The sequence below is a fragment of the Deinococcus aquaedulcis genome, from assembly GCF_019693445.1.
Lineage (GTDB): Bacteria > Deinococcota > Deinococci > Deinococcales > Deinococcaceae > Deinococcus > Deinococcus aquaedulcis.
Genome location: NZ_JAHRBL010000002.1, coordinates 112,611 through 128,776 on the forward strand (window position 1 = coordinate 112,611; position 16,166 = coordinate 128,776).

Annotated in this window: 14 protein-coding genes; 4 read left to right on the top strand and 10 right to left on the bottom strand. The window is 70.7% G+C overall.

The annotated features are described in order from the left end of the window. The first annotated feature begins 66 nt into the window (after nucleotides 1-66). Nucleotides 67-477 carry a hypothetical protein gene (locus tag KMW22_RS03480; RefSeq protein ID WP_221088643.1) on the top strand — a complete coding sequence of 137 codons (411 nt, stop codon included), beginning with the start codon at nucleotides 67-69 and terminating at the stop codon, nucleotides 475-477. A gap of 243 nt (nucleotides 478-720) precedes the next feature. Here KMW22_RS03480 and KMW22_RS03485 read toward each other — a convergent pair whose 3' ends face one another. The 5 genes from KMW22_RS03485 to KMW22_RS03505 all read right to left on the bottom strand — a co-directional run bounded on the left by KMW22_RS03485 (nucleotide 721) and on the right by KMW22_RS03505 (nucleotide 5,155). After that, entirely contained in the window at nucleotides 721-1,812 is a 1,092-nt protein-coding gene (locus KMW22_RS03485) for a sensor histidine kinase (protein WP_221088644.1), read from the bottom strand. A gap of 49 nt (nucleotides 1,813-1,861) precedes the next feature. Then, on the bottom strand, nucleotides 1,862-2,530 hold the full coding sequence (locus tag KMW22_RS03490) for a winged helix-turn-helix domain-containing protein (protein ID WP_221088645.1): 669 nt from the start codon (nucleotides 2,528-2,530) through the stop codon (nucleotides 1,862-1,864). A gap of 115 nt (nucleotides 2,531-2,645) precedes the next feature. Beyond that, nucleotides 2,646-3,227 (bottom strand): DUF305 domain-containing protein, encoded by a 582-nt coding sequence (locus KMW22_RS03495; RefSeq protein ID WP_221088646.1) that lies wholly within the window; start codon nucleotides 3,225-3,227, stop codon nucleotides 2,646-2,648. Between the two features lie 63 nt (nucleotides 3,228-3,290). Beyond that, a complete protein-coding gene (locus tag KMW22_RS03500; protein ID WP_221088647.1) occupies nucleotides 3,291-4,199 on the bottom strand; it encodes a complex I NDUFA9 subunit family protein in 909 nt (302 codons plus the stop codon). Beyond that, nucleotides 4,196-5,155: a MerR family transcriptional regulator gene (locus KMW22_RS03505; RefSeq protein ID WP_235692548.1), complete on the bottom strand. Its 960-nt coding sequence runs from the start codon at nucleotides 5,153-5,155 to the stop codon at nucleotides 4,196-4,198. The genes KMW22_RS03500 and KMW22_RS03505 overlap by 4 nt, the downstream gene beginning before the upstream one ends. A 115-nt stretch (nucleotides 5,156-5,270) precedes the next feature. Here KMW22_RS03505 and KMW22_RS03510 point away from each other — a divergent pair, with 115 nt between their 5' ends. From KMW22_RS03510 to KMW22_RS03520, 3 genes are read left to right on the top strand one after another with little or no spacing between them, the layout of a single operon-like run. Beyond that, nucleotides 5,271-6,152 (top strand): UbiA family prenyltransferase, encoded by an 882-nt coding sequence (locus KMW22_RS03510; RefSeq protein ID WP_221088649.1) that lies wholly within the window; start codon nucleotides 5,271-5,273, stop codon nucleotides 6,150-6,152. Further along, nucleotides 6,149-7,522, top strand: coding sequence for a phytoene desaturase family protein (locus tag KMW22_RS03515; protein ID WP_221088650.1), 1,374 nt, complete (start codon nucleotides 6,149-6,151; stop codon nucleotides 7,520-7,522). The genes KMW22_RS03510 and KMW22_RS03515 overlap by 4 nt, the downstream gene beginning before the upstream one ends. Before the next feature lie 18 nt (nucleotides 7,523-7,540). Next, a complete protein-coding gene (locus KMW22_RS03520; protein ID WP_221088651.1) occupies nucleotides 7,541-9,478 on the top strand; it encodes a hypothetical protein in 1,938 nt (645 codons plus the stop codon). A 267-nt stretch (nucleotides 9,479-9,745) separates the two neighbouring features. On the opposite strand, the gene KMW22_RS03525 is transcribed toward KMW22_RS03520, so the two are convergent. The 5 genes from KMW22_RS03525 to KMW22_RS03545 all read right to left on the bottom strand — a co-directional run bounded on the left by KMW22_RS03525 (nucleotide 9,746) and on the right by KMW22_RS03545 (nucleotide 16,042). Next, nucleotides 9,746-11,506, bottom strand: coding sequence for a S8 family serine peptidase (locus KMW22_RS03525; RefSeq protein WP_221088652.1), 1,761 nt, complete (start codon nucleotides 11,504-11,506; stop codon nucleotides 9,746-9,748). 510 nt (nucleotides 11,507-12,016) lie between these two features. Continuing rightward, a complete protein-coding gene (gene pruA / locus KMW22_RS03530) occupies nucleotides 12,017-13,588 on the bottom strand; it encodes an L-glutamate gamma-semialdehyde dehydrogenase (RefSeq protein ID WP_221088653.1) in 1,572 nt (523 codons plus the stop codon). Then, a complete protein-coding gene (locus KMW22_RS03535; RefSeq protein ID WP_221088654.1) occupies nucleotides 13,585-14,460 on the bottom strand; it encodes an SDR family oxidoreductase in 876 nt (291 codons plus the stop codon). The genes pruA and KMW22_RS03535 overlap by 4 nt, the downstream gene beginning before the upstream one ends. Further along, complete coding sequence (locus KMW22_RS03540) at nucleotides 14,460-15,392, bottom strand: proline dehydrogenase family protein (RefSeq protein WP_221088655.1); 933 nt, start codon at nucleotides 15,390-15,392, stop codon at nucleotides 14,460-14,462. Before KMW22_RS03540 ends, KMW22_RS03535 begins: the two co-directional genes overlap by 1 nt. Further along, nucleotides 15,389-16,042, bottom strand: coding sequence for a GntR family transcriptional regulator (locus KMW22_RS03545; RefSeq protein WP_221088656.1), 654 nt, complete (start codon nucleotides 16,040-16,042; stop codon nucleotides 15,389-15,391). The genes KMW22_RS03540 and KMW22_RS03545 overlap by 4 nt, the downstream gene beginning before the upstream one ends. Between the last annotated feature and the right edge of the window lie 124 nt (nucleotides 16,043-16,166).

Below are 16,166 nucleotides of genomic sequence, written 5' to 3' on the forward strand. Positions count from 1 at the left end.
TTTGGTCCGTCCAGTCAGACGGTCCACTTCGTCCCCTTCGAGCCTCTTTTCCCTGGAGAACCCTGCATGTCCAAACTCACCGTTGGTCCCTATATCGCTTCACTTAAGACAGGTCCGGCGCAGGTGCGCGACCGTCACGCCTTCCTGTCGCGCGCCCGGCTGCGCGACGAGGTGCCCAGTGTGGCGGGCCTGCCGCTGGTGGGCCTGGGCGGCTCGTGTGGCAAGCCTGCTTTTTTGCTGCCGTACCTGATTCGCTGGACCGACGAGAACACCCTGGCCCTGGAAAGCGTGGCCACCGAGTTCGACTGCTTCGTGGAATACGGCGCCTACCCCCACCTGAAACTGCAAGGCGGCGGGCAGGAGGTGGCGGCCGTGCAGGACTGGAGCAACATGGGCATGGTGTTTGTGCGCCCCGGCTACGAGCGCGCCGAGGAACTGCTGCGGCGCCTGCGGGACGTCCTGGCGCCTCAGGGCTGAACCCAGGGCGGCTCCGGGGAGAGCCACGAGAGCGCCTGCGAACAACAGCAGCGTGGGCGGAATGGAGGGGCCGCTTTTCGGCCCCAAGGTGCAACGGCCAGCCACGGTCAGAGTGAAGCCCGGAGCCGCCTCGGAGAGAAGCCGGGGCGGCTCTGGCACGGATAGAGAGGGGCTGGAGTGGCGTTGAGCGGCGGCTTACTGGTACCAGGGTGGAACAGACGGCTGTTCCCAGGACCCCGCCTGTCAGGCCCCCTCGGCCGCTGGCAGGGTCAGGGTAAAGGTGCTGCCGCCGGGGCCAGAGGTCACCTGCAGGTCCCCGCCCATCTGGTGGGCCAGCCCCCGGGCAATCGTGAGGCCCACGCCGCTGCCGTCGCCCCGGGTGCGGGCGGGGTCCACGCGGTAAAAGCGCTCGAAAATGCGCTCCAGGTGCTCGGGGGGAATGCCGCTGCCGGTATCCGTCACCTGCAGGGCCACCTGGGCGGGGTGGGCGTGCGCGCTGAGGGTCACGCGGCCTCCGCCCGGCGTGGCGCGCAGGGCATTGGCCAGCAGGTTGGACAGCACCTGCAGCGTCCGTTCAAAGTCAGCGTGCAGGGGCGGTGGGCGGGGTGGCAGGGGTGCCACCTCCAGGGCCACGCCCCGGGCCTCGTAGGCGTCGGCAAAGCGCTCGGCTGCCGCCTGTAACAGCTCGGCGGCGCTGAAGGTGCCCGGCTGCAGCGCCACCTGCCCCGCTTCCACCCGCGACACCAGGCTCAGGTCGGCGGCGAGGCGTTCCAGGGCGCGCAGCTCGCGGGTCATGGCGGGCGCGGCCTGTTCAGGGGGCAGCACGCCGTCGCTCAGGGCCTCGGCGTAGCCGCGCAGGGCCGCCAGTGGCGCGCGCAGTTCGTGGCCTACATTGCCAATCAGGGCCACCCGGTCCTGCTCCACCCGGTCCAGCGAACCGGCCAGCACGTTGAAGTGGTGGGCCAGTTGCGCCAGTTCGTCGCGGCCCCCTTCCGGCAGGCGCCGGGCATAGTGGCCGGCCGCCAGCGCCTGACTGCCCGCCGAGAGCAGCCGCACTGAGCGCACAATGCGCTGCGAGGTCAGCAGGGCCGTGATGGCCGCCACCAGCGCGGCAAACGGCAGGGCCGCCAGCAGGGCGCTGGTGAGGGTGCCGCGCATCCCACGTTCCAGATCCGGTTGCAGTGCCCGCCCTTCCGGGCCCAGCAGCGCCACCATCTGCTCGACATGGTGGCGGTAAAAGGCCGGCGCGCTCAGTTCGGCCAGAGCCAGCAGGGCACCCAGCGCCACCACGGTCACCAGCAGGTGCCCCAGAAACAGGCGGGCGAAGAGGTTCATGTGGGCGTCCGCCGGGTGAGCGGCCCTGCCGGCGCCCTCCCCGCCGCGCTCATCCGTCCTCCCGGAAGCGGTAGCCCACCCCACGCACGGTCTCGATAAAGCGCGGCTGGTCGGGCTGCTCGCCCAGTTTGCGGCGCAGGGCGGCCATATGCACGTCCACCACGCGCTCCACACCTGGAAAATCCGGGCCCCACACCCGTTCAAGTAAGCGGGCGCGCGACCACACGAAGCCGGGGTGGCGCGCCAGGGTCAGCAGCAGGTCGAATTCCAGCCGGGACAGGGGCAGGTCCTGGCCGTCCAGCTGGGCGGCGCGCCGCCCTTCGTCCAGCGAAAGCCCGGCCACCGCCACGCTGGGCCCCAGGCGGGCGCGGCGCAGCAGGGCGCGCACCCGGGCCACCACCTCGCGCGGCGAAAAGGGCTTGGTGACGTAGTCGTCGGCGCCGGCGTCCAGGCCGCGCAGGCGGTCTTCTTCCTCGCCCCGGGCGGTCAGCAGCAGCAGCGGAAAGTCCGGCTGCGCGCGCCGCTGCTGCCGCGCCAGTTCCAGCCCGCTCTGGCCCGGCAGCATCCAGTCCACAATCGCCAGATCCGCGCCCGGCAGTTCGCGCTGGGCGTGCAGACCGTCGCGGGCTTCGAGCACCGTGTGGCCGTCGGCGCGCAGGTAGGCCCCCAGGATGTCCAGAATCGCGGGGTCGTCGTCAACAATCAGGATGCGGGCCATGCGTGTGTCCCCAGAGTAAGGCCGGGGGTGCTCCCCCAGGCGAAAGGGCGGCGCAGGTGGGGGCCACGTGCCCACCATCCTGGCCGCCGCAGCGGACGTCTGGCCGGAACTCCTTTTACTTCTGGCGCAGCAGCCACACCTGAAAGGCGTACATCTCGCCGGCCTGCGCCGTGACGATGTCGCGCGAGAGTTTCAGGATGCGGCTGTCCCCGCTTTTTTGCAGGGCGAGGCTGGCCATCTCCAGCGCCGAGGCGTGGTGGGGACGCATGCCCTGCACGAAGGCGCGGTCTGGGTTGGCGGCCGTTTTCAGGGGCGTGACCATGCTCTTCATGTGCCCGGCCATCTGGTCGCGCCGCGCGGTGTCCAGGCCACCCAGTGGGGCGAGCCAAGCGGTCATGGTGGCGATCTCCTTGTTCTGGTCGCGAATCACGGCGGCCACCCAGGCTTTCACCTGCGCGTCTTTCACCCGGCCCTGCACCGCGCGGGCCATGTCCACGGCGCCCTGGTGGTGGGCGATCATCATGGACAGGTAGGCGCGGTCAAAGGCGCGCCCGCTCAGGGTCGACAGCGCGGCGGGGCTGGGCACGGTGCCCGTCATGGCCGCGCCGCCGTGCATGCTGTGGTCGGTCTGGGCCAGGGCGGGCAGGGGTGAGAGCAGCAGGGCCAGGGTGGTGAGGGCCAGGAGCTTAAGGTTCATGGCCCCAGGCTAGAAGGGGCGTGTTCAGTTTCTGTAAAAGGGGACGGGGAGGGGGCGCGGCGATCAGCGCGCGCTGGCCGCCGGGCGGCGACTGGCCTCCGGCGCCACGATCTGCGGCAGCACGTCCTGCAGCCGCTGCATGGACAGGCCAAACACGCTTTTTGCCGGCTCGTTGGGCGCCGTGTTGCCTTCTTTCAGCATCGCGTACTGGTCGCGGGTGATGGGGGGCCTGGGTAGCACCTGCATCAGCGGCACAGCCAGATTCATCAGGGGCAGCGGCACCGGCACAATGGGCTTGCGCTTGCCCAGCGCCTGCAGTTCCAGTTCCAGCAGCTGCCGGAAGGTGAATTCCTCGGGACCAGTCAGTGCGAAGGTGTCGCCCAGGCCCACATCGCTCTCGGCGGCGGTGGCGAAGGCGCGCGCCACATCGGCCACGCCCACGGGCCGGAAGGGAAACGAGCCGTCGCCAATCTGCGGCACCACGGGCGCCGTGCTCACCAGTTCGCGCAGCACCCGCCCGAAAAAGTCGTCGCCCGGGCCAAAGATCAGGCTGGGCTGAAAGATGGTCCAGCGCAGGCCGCTGGCGCGCACCAGGGCCTCGGCGCGGCCCTTGGAACTGGAGTAGCCGCTGGCACTGTCCTCGCGGGCGCCCAGGGCGCTCATGTGCACGTAGCGCGCGTGTCGTGGCGTGGCCGCCAGCACATGCCGCGTACCCGCCACATGCACCCGCTCAAAGGTCTGCGTGCCCGTTTCGGCAATGATGCCCACCAGATGCACCACCGCCGCCGGGTCGCTGGCGCCCACCGCCCGCTCCACACTGCCCGGATCGGTCACGTCCAGCGTCAGGCCCTGGGCCCCAGCCACCGCTTCGCCCCGGCGTGAACCTGCCCAGACCGTATGCCCACGCGCGACCAGTTCGCGCACCACCGCCTGTCCCACAAAGCCGCTGGCCCCTGTGACGAGTATGTTCATGTCTCTCCTTGCTGGGCGCCGCTGTCCGGCGCCTCTGGGCGGTGCAGGTGCGCCGCGATGGCCTGGGCGGCGTGCGGGGCGTCCGGGCCGGCATACAGGCCGCCCAGTTCGGCCGCCAGTTCGGGGCGGGCATTGAGCAGCGCCCCGCCCAGAAACAGCGGCGCCCCAAGGCCGTCGAGGTCGTGCAGGTGCGCGCGGGTGGCCTCCAGCGCCCAGGGGCCGTTCAGGGCCAGCAGCACCGCCCTGGCCCGGCGCTGGCGGGCGAACACCGCCAGATCGCCCAGTGGCACGTTGGCGCCCAGGTACGCCACGCGCACGCCCCGGCGCCGCAGGGCCAGGGTCAGCATCATCAGGCCCAGTTCGTGGGATTCGCCCGGCGCGCAGGCCGCCACCGCCAGCGGCCCAAAGCCTTCCTGCACCCCGGCAAGGTCCATCAGGTGCGACAGCCGGGCGCGCACAAAGGCGCTGGCCTGATGCTCGTGGGCCACCGTGATCTCGCCGCGCTCCCAGCGCTGCCCGATTTCCACCAGGGTGGGCGAGATCACGCCGGTCAGCACGTCCTCCACAGGCAACTGTGCGTGAATCTGCCCCAGCAGGGCCGCCGCCTCGTCCATGTCCGAGGCCAGCAGCGCCTGGGTGAGCAGCGCGCTCCATTCGGCGGGGGTGCGGCCCAGGCGCCCATCCGGGGGCGGGGCGGGCTCGGGCACCAGTTCGGCGCAGGTCAGCTCGGCGGCGCGGCTGGCGGGCACACCCGCGTTCAGGTGCGCCTGCATGCGCTGAATGGCCGCCACGTCCTGCGGCGAATACAGCCGGTAGCCGCTGGCGTTGCGCTCCGGGTGAGGAAAGCCGTAGCGCCGTTCCCACTGCCGCAGCGTGGTGGCCGGCACGCCGGTTTGCGCCTCGACCTCCGAGGCGGTAAACATGGCGGTCTGTGACCACCCGGCCGGTGTGCTCATTGTGCTCATTGTGCGTGGTGCTGGGCGTGCAGACCGTAAGCGTGCCCGCAAGAGGCGGCGGCTGGGGCAGAGGCGCGGGGCATCTGCCTGCCCGGGGCGCGTACCATAAGCAGCCGTGCCTGCCCGGCCTGCCCCTCCCCCCACGCTGCCCCTGCGGCGGGTGCTGGTCGTGTCGCGCCCGGCGCTGTGGGTGAACACCGTGGGCACCCTGATTACTGGCACGTGGCTCAGCGGGCACCTGTACAGCCTGCACCCGGGCCTGCTGGCGCTGCTGGCGTACCTCACGCTGCCCTTTAACCTGCTGATCTACGGCCTGAACGACCTTTCCGACCGCGAAGAAGACGCCCGCAGCAGCCGCAAGGGGGGCTGGCAGGGCGCCCGGCTGGCCCCGCACGAGGCCGCGCCCCTGCTGCGCGTGACCGCGTGGCTGAACCTGCCGGCCCTGGCGGCGCTGGCGCTGCTGCTCCCTCCGGCCGCCACAGGGGTGCTGCTGCTGTCGGCGGCGCTGTTCGTGGCCTACAGCCTGCCGCCCCTGCGCCTGAAGGCCCGCCCATTTCTGGATGGCCTGAGCAACGTGGCCTACGCCCTGCCGCTGGCGCTGCCCGCGCTGGTGCTGGGCGAGACGGTGCCCACATTGCCCCTGCTGGCCCTGATGGCGTACTCGGTGGGCAAGCACGCCTTCGACGCCGCCCAGGACATTCCCGCCGACCAGCAGGCAGGCACCCACACCGTGGCCACCCGGCTGGGCGCGGGCGGCACCGCGCGCTACGCCCTGGCGTGGTTTGTGCTGGCCGCCGCCCTGCTGTGTCCGGTGTCCCGGCTGACGGCCGGGGCGCTGCTGCTCACCTGCGGCGGGATGAGCCTGGCGCTGGCCCTGCGTCCGGGCCCGGCGCAGGCGGCGCGGCTGTACCCCCTGAGCATCGTGACCCCCTGGATCGTGGGCGCGGTGGCGGGGGTGCAACTGGTGTACCTGCTGGCGCGGGGGCTGTGGCCATGACCCGCTGGGCGGGCCGCTCGGTGGGGATTCTGGGCGGCGGGGTGGCAGGCCTCGCCCTGGCCGCATTGCTGGCGGGGCAGGGCCACCGGGTGACCGTGTACGAGCGCGACCAGCTGGGCGGCAAGCTGCGCCGCCTGCGGGTGGGCGGGGCCACCTTCGACACCGGGCCCAGCCTGTTCACGTTTCCGGCCGTGTGGCGCGCGTATCTGGCGCGGCTGGGCGAGACTGATCCCCTAGACCTGCGTCCGCTCCCTGGGGGGCTGGGGGTGCACCACACGCCGCACGGCCCGGTGCCGCTGCCGGTACCGCCCGGCCATGCGCTGTGGCCGCACTGGCAGCGGTACGTGGGGGCAGCGGCGCCGCTGGTGCCCCACCTGCCCACGCTGCTCACCACCCCGCCACGCCTGACTGCCCCCGCGTTCGTGCAGGCCAGTGCGGCGCTCCTGAGGGCCACGCGGGGCCACCTCACGGCTCAGGGGTGGCTGCGGGCCCAGGGGCTGCCCCCGGCGCTGACGCACGCGGTGGCCACTCACGCCCTGAACGCCGGGCTCTCGCCCCAGGACGCGCCCGCCCTGTACGCCCTGATTCCCGCCCTGGTGGGTGAGGAAGTGTACCGCCCGGCCCAGGGCATGGGCACCCTGCTGGACATCCTGATTGGCTTTGCCTCGGCGCGCGGCGCCGTCCTGCGGGAAGGGGCAGAGGTCAAGGCCGTGCGCGGCCGGTCCCTCATCCTGGCTGGGGGCGAGGAAGCCCGCCACGACCTGCTGATCAGCGCCCTGGACCCGGCGCGGTTATCGGCGCTGCGGGGCCAGCCGGTGCGCTCACCGCCCGCCCGGCGCACCGTGAGCGGCGTGGCCCTCTACGCCGAGCTGCCCCAGCCTGCGCCCCTGCCGGCCACCAGCGTGCTGCCGCCCCACGACTTTGGGGTGTTCCGGCGCTTCACCCGTGCCGGCGCTCTGCCGCCCAGCACCCTGGCCCTGGTCCACGCCGAGGGCCCGCGTCTGAGCGTGCTGCTGGCCGCGCCCGCCACCGGGGCGGCCCTGGGGGCAGAGCATCCCTGGGTGCAGGCGCAGCTGCGGCGGGTAGAGGCCGCGCTGGGGGTGCCGGGCCTGTGGCGCTCGGCCCGCGCGGTGGCCGCGCTGCCCCCGGCCCATTACGCGGCAGGCGGGCACCCCGGGGGGGCGCTGTACGGCGCCGCGCTGCCCCCCTGGCGCGGGGGGCCGCTGCACCCACAGCCGTACCGCGCCGCGCCGGGGCTGTGGCAGGTGGGCACCGGCGTGCATCCGGGCGGGGGGCTGCCGGCCGTGCTGGGCGGCGTGCTGATCGTGGACACCCTGCTGCGCGCAAGGCTTCAGGCAGGATCAGCCTGAAGTGGATAGCCTCCGCGCATGCGCCCGCTGCTCACCGTCCTCCTGCTGTCCGCGCCTGCCGCTGCCGCGTCCCTGTCGTCCTCTTTCACCGTACCGGGGCATGCCCTGGGCAGCTTCGGGCAGCCTGAATCGGCCACCGAAGAGCTGGGCGGTGGGGCCGCGTGGTCTGCAGACGGCGCGCAGGTGTACACCCTGGACACCACCCGGGTCCTGAACCACTGGCGCGTGGGCGACGGCGTCCTGCTGGGCACCCGCCGCCTCGCGCCCCCCGCCGCCCTGCCGGACGCGGGCCCGTGGCCGACCACCGCGCTGCGCCTGAACGGGGCCCAGGGTGGGGCGCTGCAACTGGAAGCGCGGGGCTTTCGCCAGGGCCAGCCGGCCGCGCTGTCCTACACCCTGAAGCTGCAGGGTGGGGCCAGTGCACCGCCACCGCCCTGTCCCTCCAGCCGCCGGGTGCCCCAGGTGTGTGCTGGGGGCGCGGTGCTGCGCGCCGAGGGCCGCACCCTCACCTGGACGGCCGGCGGCGTCACCCGGACGCGCACCCTGCCGGCATCCGGCCAGCCCATCGCCCTGGCCCTGAATCCCGGGGGCACGCAGGCGGCCTTGCTGGTCGTGGAACCCCAGGCAGAGTGGGGCCGCCATGGCCGCGCCGCCCTGCTGCTGTGGGCGGGGGACAGCCTGCGGCGCCTGAGCCTGGGCCCCGTGCTGTCGGGCACCGCCGCACGCCTGAACTGGACCCCGGCCGGCTGGCTGCTGGCCGCCCCGCTCTACGACGACCAGACTGGCGGCGTGCAGCCCGGCGAGTGGCTGAGCCTGCACGGCCCGGACGGCGAACGCCGCTGGCAGCTGTCCCCGGACGCGGGCCTGCGTGGCCTCTGGCCCTCGCCGGATGGGCAGCGCTTCGTGACCTTCCGGGGCGGCAGCGTGCCCGAGGTGCGCCGCACGGTGGACGGCACCCTGGTGCGTGGGTTGGGCGAGGCGGTGGCGGCGGCTGTGCCCCTAACCGGGCAGCGCGCGCTGCTGGCGCTGCAGGGGGGGGGCGGCGCCGGCCGGGTGGCGCGGCTGGAGCAGGGAAGCCTGCGCACCCTTAGCCCTCTGGGAGCAACGGCCCTGGCCGCCCACCCGGATGGCGGGCGCTTTGCCGCTGCCCAGGGGCAGGACGTGCGCCTGCACGGCCCCCGGGGCGAGGTGCTGCGGCGCTGGAAGGCCCCAGCGCCTGTGGTGGCCCTCGCCTTCACGCCGGATGGCCAGGCCCTGAGCGCCTGGACCCAGAGCGAGGCGCGCGGCCAGGTGCTGGCGTGGCGCCTGAACGGCACGCCGCTGCCTCTGCCGGCTGGCACCGTGTTTCCGCTGTCCAGCGTGGCGCTGGCCGTCACGGGCGATCAGGGGGGCCCGCAGCAGACCCACCGCGAACGCCTGAGTGCCCAGCAGCCCGGCGGCCCGGCACAGTGGCAAACCCCTTGGCGCCGGGGCAGCCTCTCGGTGTGGCCGGCGGGGGACGGCCGTTCGGCGGCACTCTGGAGCCAGCACCCGAACAGCCAGAGCGACCCGGTCATCACACAGTTCTGGCGGGTGGCCCTGCAGAGCGGGCAGCCGGGGCCCGCTTTGAACATGGCGCCCACCACCCGCGACCCCAACAGCGGCTGGACCCTGGCGGCCCTGCGGGGCGACGGCCGCCGCGCGCTGCTGCAAGAAAGCACGGGTGACGGCTGCGGCTGGGGCCTGTACGGCTTCGCCCTGGCTGATTTGTTCACGGCCCAGCGCCTGCCCACACCCCCGGGACTGGGCAGCGGGTACGCTCGCCGGGGCGGCTGCGGGTTCGACGTGCCCTTGCCTCAAACCACGTTTGACCCGGATGGCCGCCTGGTGGTGCAGGACGGCAACCGCCTGGACTGGTGGACCTTTGCGCAGGGCGTGGTGCCGCCAGCGCCTGCAGGGAACAGGGGAGAGCCTTGAGTAGAGGCCGGGAGAGGAGAGGGCAACGGCGAGAGGCGACTCGGGCCGCTTGCCCAGCACAGGGAGAGGAACTGACTCCGGTGGGCTTCGCTCTGAGGCAGGGCGTTTGGCCATTCTCTGGTCCTCACGACGAGCTTTGACGCCGCCCACACATCGCTGAATCCTTCAAGGCGTAACCGCCCGTTCCTGTCAACTGTCTGCTTCCCCACAACCAGAACCCCGCCCCGGCCCGGTCAGGGGCCAGCGGCGGGGACGGTTGTGGGCGCTTTACTGGCCGGTGATGGCCTTCAGGGGGTCCACCAGACCGAAGCCGAAGTTGTTGTCCTTGCCCGCAGTACCCAGGTCCTTGGCGGTGCTGGTCAGCAGGTTCAGCAGGCCCGCGTTGGTCAGGGTAGGCTTGGCGGCCCAGACCACGGCGGCAGCGGCCGACACATGGGGGGTGGCCATGCTGGTGCCGTTGTACGACTCGTAATCGGCGCCCGTCACGGCCACCGTGCCCGTGGTGGGCAGCTTGCCCAGCAGCGCCTGTCCATCGGCCTGCAGGATGCCCACGACCGGAATGCTGTAGCTGTTGGTCAGGCTCAGGCCCAGTGCGCCCGCCGCGTTGTTGTAGATCATGACGGCCTTGGCGCCGCTGCCCGCCGCGTTGGCCACCTTCTCTTCAAAGGAGCAGGTGCCGCGCGAGATCAGGGCGATGTTGCCGCTCAGGGCCGCGTTGCGCACGCCTGCGCCGCAGAATTCGTTGTTGGTGCCGCCCGCTGCCACCACGTTGCCGCTGAAGGTGGCCTTGGCGCTCAGGTCCGCCGACTTCACGTCGCTGAAGGTCACGCCGCCGCCCGAGGCGCTGGCGCGGGTGCCCTGACCCAGCGGCACGGGGCTGATCACGTCCACGCCGGGGCCCACCAGATCCACCTGGGTGCCGAAGTTGCTGAAGTCGGCCTTGAGCAGGTTGCTGTCCACGGCGCCCACGCCCACCACGTTGGTGTAGGCAGCGGGGTAGGACACGGCCGCGCCGTCGTTGCCGGTGGCGGCGATGGTCAGGGCGCCCTTGTTGTACACGCTGGTGTAGGCACGCTGCTCGGTCTGGCTGGCGCGGCCACCACCCAGCGACAGGCTGATCACCACCTTGTCTTCAGTGCCGCCCTGGCTCTTCAGCTGCGCGGCGCACCAGTTCACGCCGTTGATGATGCTGCTCGACGAACCCGAGCCGGTGTCGCCCAGTACGCGCGCAATGTACAGGTTCACGCCCGTGGACACGCCCACCACGCCGTTGGCATCCATGCCACTCTGCAGCCCCGTGGCTCCGGTGCCCGTGCCCAGCTGGGCGAACACCGTCCCCGCCACATGGGTGCCGTGGTGCGACACGTCGTTCAGCTGGTAGGGGTCGTTGCGGTTGGCTTCCGTGGTCACGAAGTTGCGGAAGCCCTTGATCTTGCGGGCAAATTCGGGGTGATTACCGTCAATGCCGGTGTCGCCCACGCATACCGCCACGCCTGCCCCGGTGTAGTTGCCCGCGCGCAGGTTCTGCACGCGCAGGGCGTTGTCGCCCCAGGTGTACTCACCGCTGGCGCTGTACAGGGCCTGGGCGTTCAGGGCCTGCCCGGTCACGGCCTGGGCGCTCAGGCCCGCCGACACCTTGCTGTCCGTCACGCCGCTCTTGAAGCCCATGGCGCGGCGCACCAGATCGGGCTCCACGTATTCCACCAGAGGGTTGGCCTTCAGGCGGGCCAGGGCGGCGCTGTCCAGCTTCACAGCCGCCGCGCTGATCTCGGCCCACTGGCTGGTCAGGGTGCCGCCCGCCGCTGCAATGGCCTGCGCCTGCAGCGCCGCCTGGGCTTCCAGGGCCTGGGCACTCAGGCCCTGGGCGCTCACGGCTTCCTGCTTGAACCCCACGAGGTAGGCCCCGGCAATCGCCTCGGCGGCGGGTGCGCCTGCTCCCGGGGCGGCGGCCACAGGCGTGGTCTGCTGCCCGCAGGCGGCGAGGGTCAGGGCGAGGGTGGCGGCCAGCAGGAAACGTGCGTGGGTCATGAAGGCTCCAGAAATCAGGGAAAAAAGGGCGGTGCTCCCGGGCGAACGCGGCGGGGAACAGGTCAGGGACATGAACCGCACAGCGCGGCCGGGAAGCGGCAGCGGGGCAGGCACCAACTTGAAAGCGAAACGGAAATGTTGGAGCGGATACTAGAGTGCTGCTCACGCCCCACCAACGGCATGTCTAGCCTGCTCTGATCTGGGTGTAAAAGAAGAGAAAATGGAGGTATGGGTGCGCCTCCGAACCTGACCACAGGCTGACTGGGCGTTAAGTTGTGGCAACGGCCCCGCGTCCGGCAACGTACGATAGATCTTTCGAGGAAAAAGGCGGGATGGGGTTCCAAACTGCTCTGGCGAGACGACGGGTCGGCCCCGAATTTTTGGAAGCAGAAAGTGCTGCTCTGGCCCCTTGTTGCTGGCTTTTTCGTCGGCCGAGAGGGGTGGTTATGCTTGCCACCAAAAAAACGCTGGGGGCCTAGAAGACCGCCCAGCGTCTGCAGGAAGATTGGTTTACCAGCGCTCGGTCACAGTTTTGAGCTGCATGAAGTTCGCCAGGTAATCCGGGCCGCCCGCCTTGGAATCCGTGCCGCTCATGTTGTAGCCGCCAAACGGCTGCACCCCCACGATGGCGCCTGTAATCTTGCGGTTGAAGTACAGGTTGCCCACCTCGAACTCGGCGCGGGCCTGTTCCAGCCGCTCGCGCGAGTTGCTGCACACCCCGCCGGTCAGGCCGTACTCGGTGGCGTTGGCAATAGCAAGCGCGTCCTGCCAGTCCTTGGCGCGCAGCACCGACACCACCGGCCCGAAGATTTCTTCCTGCGCCAGCCGGGCGCCGCGCTGCACGTCGCCCACGATGGTCGGCTGGATGTAGTACCCCTTCTTGCCGCCGCATTCGCCTGGGGCCTGCCCGCCCAGCAGCACCGTGCCCTCGCTTGGGGCCAGCTCCAGATAGCTGCTGATCTTGTCAAAGCTCATCTGGTTCACCACGGCCGTGACGTTGGCGTTCTCCTCGCCGGTGCCCACCTTCAAGGCCTTGGCGCGCTCCACGAAGGCATTCACCACCGCGTCGTACACCTCGTCCACCACGATCAGGCGGCTCATGGCGCTGCACTTCTGGCCGTTGAAGCCAAAGGCACCCTGCACGGCGGCCGTGACCGCCACGTCCAGATCGGCGGTTTCATCCACGATCATGGCGTCTTTGCCGCCCAGTTCCATGACCACGCGCTTGATCCACTTCTGCCCAGGCTGCACCTTGGCCGCCACCTCGTTGATGTGCAGACCGACCGCGCGGCTGCCGGTAAAGGTGATGAAGCGGGTCCCCGCGTGGGTGGTCAGGTACTCGCCAATCTCCTTGCCCACACCGGGCAGGAACTGCAGCACCCCGGCGGGTAGCCCGGCTTCCAGCATGATGTCCACCATGAAGCCGGCGATCAGCCCGGCGTCCTCAGCGGGTTTGACCAGCACGCAGTTGCCCGCCACGATGGGCGCCGCCGCCATGCCAATGAAGATCGCGCAGGGGAAGTTCCAGGGGCTGATGCTGACCCCCACGCCCAGCGGAATGGACATCAGGCCGTTTTCCTCGCCTTCAAACCATGTGGTTTCGCTGCTGCCAAAGCCCGCGTACTTCATGGCCGAGCGGGCGTAATACTCCAGAAAGTCAATGGCCTCGGCCACTTCGACATCGGCCTCGGCGTAGTTCTTGCCCACCTCAATGCTCATCAGGGCGCAGGCTTCCAGGCGGCGGCGCTTGAGGATGGCGGCGGCTTTCAGCAGAATGCGGGCCCGCGCGTCCATGTCCCACTTCTTCCAGCCCTCAAAGGCCTTCCAGGCGCCCTGCAGGGCCCGCTCGGCGTCCTCGGTGGTGGCCTTGGCGGTGGTGCCCACCACCTCGCTGGTGTCGCAGGGGTTGAGGCTTTGCAGCTTCTCGGCGGTGTCCACCCGCTCGCCGTCAATGATCAGGGGGTAGTGCTTGCCCACCAGTTCGGCGCGCACCTTCTTCAGCGCGGCCTGATACGCGGCCACGTTTTCGGGCTGGGTAAAGTCAATGAAGCTCTGCGGGCGGTAGTCCTGAACTTTGATCATGGGGTGTCTCCTTGCAGCAGGGGTCTAAGGTCGTGGGCGAAGTCCTGCGCGGTGCGGGCCGGGCGGCCCAGCAGCCGGGGCAGGTCCTGCGAGACGTGGGCAGCGAGGCCAAAGCGGGCGGTGGCGTAGATGGCTTCCATCACCAGAATCTGTGCAGGCGACACGCCGCGCGCCCGCAGCAGCCGGAAAAAGGCCAGGGGCGAGGGGTTGGTGTAGTGCACAGGGCGGCCCAGCGCCCCCGAGAAGACCTCAGCCAGTTCGCCGTAGGTCAGCGCCTGGGGGCCCGTCAGTTCATAGGCCCGGCCCGCATGCCCGGCCTCGGTGAGGACCACGGCCGCCGCTTCCGCCACATCGCGCACGTCCACAAACGAGGTGCGGCCCTGGCCGGCGGGCACGGCCAGCTCGCCCCGGCGCAGTTCGGGCAGGTGGGTGGTGCTCAGGTTCTGCAGAAAGAAGCCGGGCCGCAGAAAGGTCCAGTCGGCGCCGGTGCCGCGCAGGTACACTTCAAGCTGCGCGTGTGGCGTGACCGTCAGGCGGTCGGCGCCCTGCAGCGACAGCAGGGCAAAGTGCCGCACCCCGGCTCCCAGGGCCACGTCCAGCGCGGGCACCAGATCGCGCGTCACGCGGCTCAGCTGCGGCGGGCGCAGCACAAACAGCCGGTTCAGGCCCTGCAGGGCGCGGGCGTAGGTGGGCCGCTCCCCGAAGGTCAGCGGGGCAAATTCCACCTGGGCCGCCACATCGGCCAGGGCCTGCCGCGCCACCTCCGGGCGGCGGGCCAGCACCCGCACCCGCGCGCCCCGGCGCAGCAGTGCCCGCACCAGCGGCGTGCCCACGTTGCCGGGCGCGCCGGTCACGCCGATCAGGCCTGTCATCAGCCCTTCAGCATGCCGCGAATGACGAACATCGCGTTGCGCGGCGTCTCGGCAATGCGGCGGCTGAAGTAGGGGTACCAGTCGCGGCCATAAGGAATATAGGCGCGCACGCGGTAACCCTCCTGCACCAGGGCTTTTTGCAGGTCGCGGCGGATCCCGTACAGCATCTGGAACTCAAAGGCGTCCTTGGCAATGCCGTGCGCCAGCGCAAACATCTTCACGTCGTCAATCAGGTGCTCGTCGTGGGTCGCCACGTTCACGTAGTTCCCGGCTTTCATGTGCGCGTACACCAGGCGGCGATAGGCGGCGTCCACATCGGCCTTGTCGGGGTAGGCCACCGTTTCGGGTTCCAGATAGGCGCCTTTCACGATGCGCAGGTTGGGGCGCAGGTCGTCCAGGGCGGCGCGGTCTTCCTCCGAGCGGTAGAGGTAGCTCTGCAGCACGGTGCCCACATGCCCGTGCCCAAATTCGCCCACCAGCTGCCGGAATTGCGCCAGCGTCTGGTCCACGCGGGGGTGGTCTTCCATGTCCAGGCACACGAAGCCGCCGTAGCCCCCCGCCCGCCCGATGATGCGCCGCGCGTTGCTCAGGCCCAGGTCCTCGCCGTTCACAGTCTTGCCCTGGCCCACGCTGGACAGCTTGATGCTCACGTACGGCGTGATGCCGGCCGCATGCGCCGCCTCAATCATGGTGAGCACGTTGTCGGCAAAAGCGGAGCACTGCTCCGGCGATTCGATGAACTCGCCCAGCAGATCAAGGTTGGCCAGAATGCCGTCCTTGTGCAGTTCCTGCACGGCCGAAATGGCGGTCTGGGGCGTCTCGCCCGCCACGAAGCGCTGCGCCATGCCCCAGCCCCGGGCGCGCACAAGGTCTTCAACGGTCTTCTGGCCGGCCACCGTCAGGACGGCCTTGCGGTAAATCTGGTCAATCATGGGTTCTCTCCTAGGTCACTCAGGACGAGGGCAGCGAAGGTGCGCACATGCAGCCGGGCCGCTGCCCGCGCCGCGTGGCCGTCGCGCGCCAGAATGGCGTCCAGCAGCGCGGCGTGCTGGGCATCGGTCTGCGGGTGGGCGTTGTAGGTGCGGGTCTGGTGCTTGATCAGGGCCACGCGTTGTTCCAGATCGCGCGCCAGTGGGGCTAGGGCGGCGTTGTGCGCGGCGTGCGTGATGGCCCGGTGAAAGGCGAGGTCCAGCCGGGTCTGGGCGCGGTAGTCGTCGGCCGGGGCGGCGTGCAGTTCGGCCAGGGCGGCGCGCAGGGCCTCTGCATCTTCAGGGGTGTGGTGCTGGGCCGCCAGGGCCGCCGCAAGGCCGTCAAGCTCCTCGCGCACTACGTAGGTGTCGCGGGCCTCGGCGGCGCTGAGCAGGCGCACCCGCACACCCTTGTTGGCTTCGGCCACCAGCAGGCCGTCCTGGGTGAGCCGCATCAGGGCCTCGCGGATGGGGGTGCGGGACACGCCCAGTTGCTGGCCCAATTCCACCTCGCCCAGCCGCTCGCCGGGGGCGATGTCGCCGTCCAGCACGGCGCGGCGCAGGTGTTCATACACACCGTCGCGCACCAGGGTGGGTCGTTCAAACGAGGTCATTGTGGATATTGTATACAATATTCGGACGCGTAGGGGAGGGACTCGTGCAGTTTCTCTTCATACCTGGAGTAGAGCCGATCACGGTCGTCAGCTGGGCCCCAAGACAGGCGTTTGGGAAATGCAG

Excerpts from the sequence above, each read along its gene's own strand:
- KMW22_RS03480 (WP_221088643.1), top strand. The coding sequence starts at position 67 with ATGTCCAAACTCACCGTTGGTCCCTATATCGCTTCACTTAAGACAGGT.
- KMW22_RS03485 (WP_221088644.1), bottom strand. The coding sequence starts at position 1,812 with ATGAACCTCTTCGCCCGCCTGTTTCTGGGGCACCTGCTGGTGACCGTG.
- KMW22_RS03490 (WP_221088645.1), bottom strand. The coding sequence starts at position 2,530 with ATGGCCCGCATCCTGATTGTTGACGACGACCCCGCGATTCTGGACATC.
- KMW22_RS03495 (WP_221088646.1), bottom strand. The coding sequence starts at position 3,227 with ATGAACCTTAAGCTCCTGGCCCTCACCACCCTGGCCCTGCTGCTCTCA.
- KMW22_RS03500 (WP_221088647.1), bottom strand. The coding sequence starts at position 4,199 with ATGAACATACTCGTCACAGGGGCCAGCGGCTTTGTGGGACAGGCGGTG.
- KMW22_RS03505 (WP_235692548.1), bottom strand. The coding sequence starts at position 5,155 with ATGAGCACACCGGCCGGGTGGTCACAGACCGCCATGTTTACCGCCTCG.
- KMW22_RS03515 (WP_221088650.1), top strand. The coding sequence starts at position 6,149 with ATGACCCGCTGGGCGGGCCGCTCGGTGGGGATTCTGGGCGGCGGGGTG.
- KMW22_RS03520 (WP_221088651.1), top strand. The coding sequence starts at position 7,541 with ATGCGCCCGCTGCTCACCGTCCTCCTGCTGTCCGCGCCTGCCGCTGCC.
- KMW22_RS03525 (WP_221088652.1), bottom strand. The coding sequence starts at position 11,506 with ATGACCCACGCACGTTTCCTGCTGGCCGCCACCCTCGCCCTGACCCTC.
- pruA (WP_221088653.1), bottom strand. The coding sequence starts at position 13,588 with ATGATCAAAGTTCAGGACTACCGCCCGCAGAGCTTCATTGACTTTACC.
- KMW22_RS03535 (WP_221088654.1), bottom strand. The coding sequence starts at position 14,460 with ATGACAGGCCTGATCGGCGTGACCGGCGCGCCCGGCAACGTGGGCACG.
- KMW22_RS03540 (WP_221088655.1), bottom strand. The coding sequence starts at position 15,392 with ATGATTGACCAGATTTACCGCAAGGCCGTCCTGACGGTGGCCGGCCAG.
- KMW22_RS03545 (WP_221088656.1), bottom strand. The coding sequence starts at position 16,042 with ATGACCTCGTTTGAACGACCCACCCTGGTGCGCGACGGTGTGTATGAA.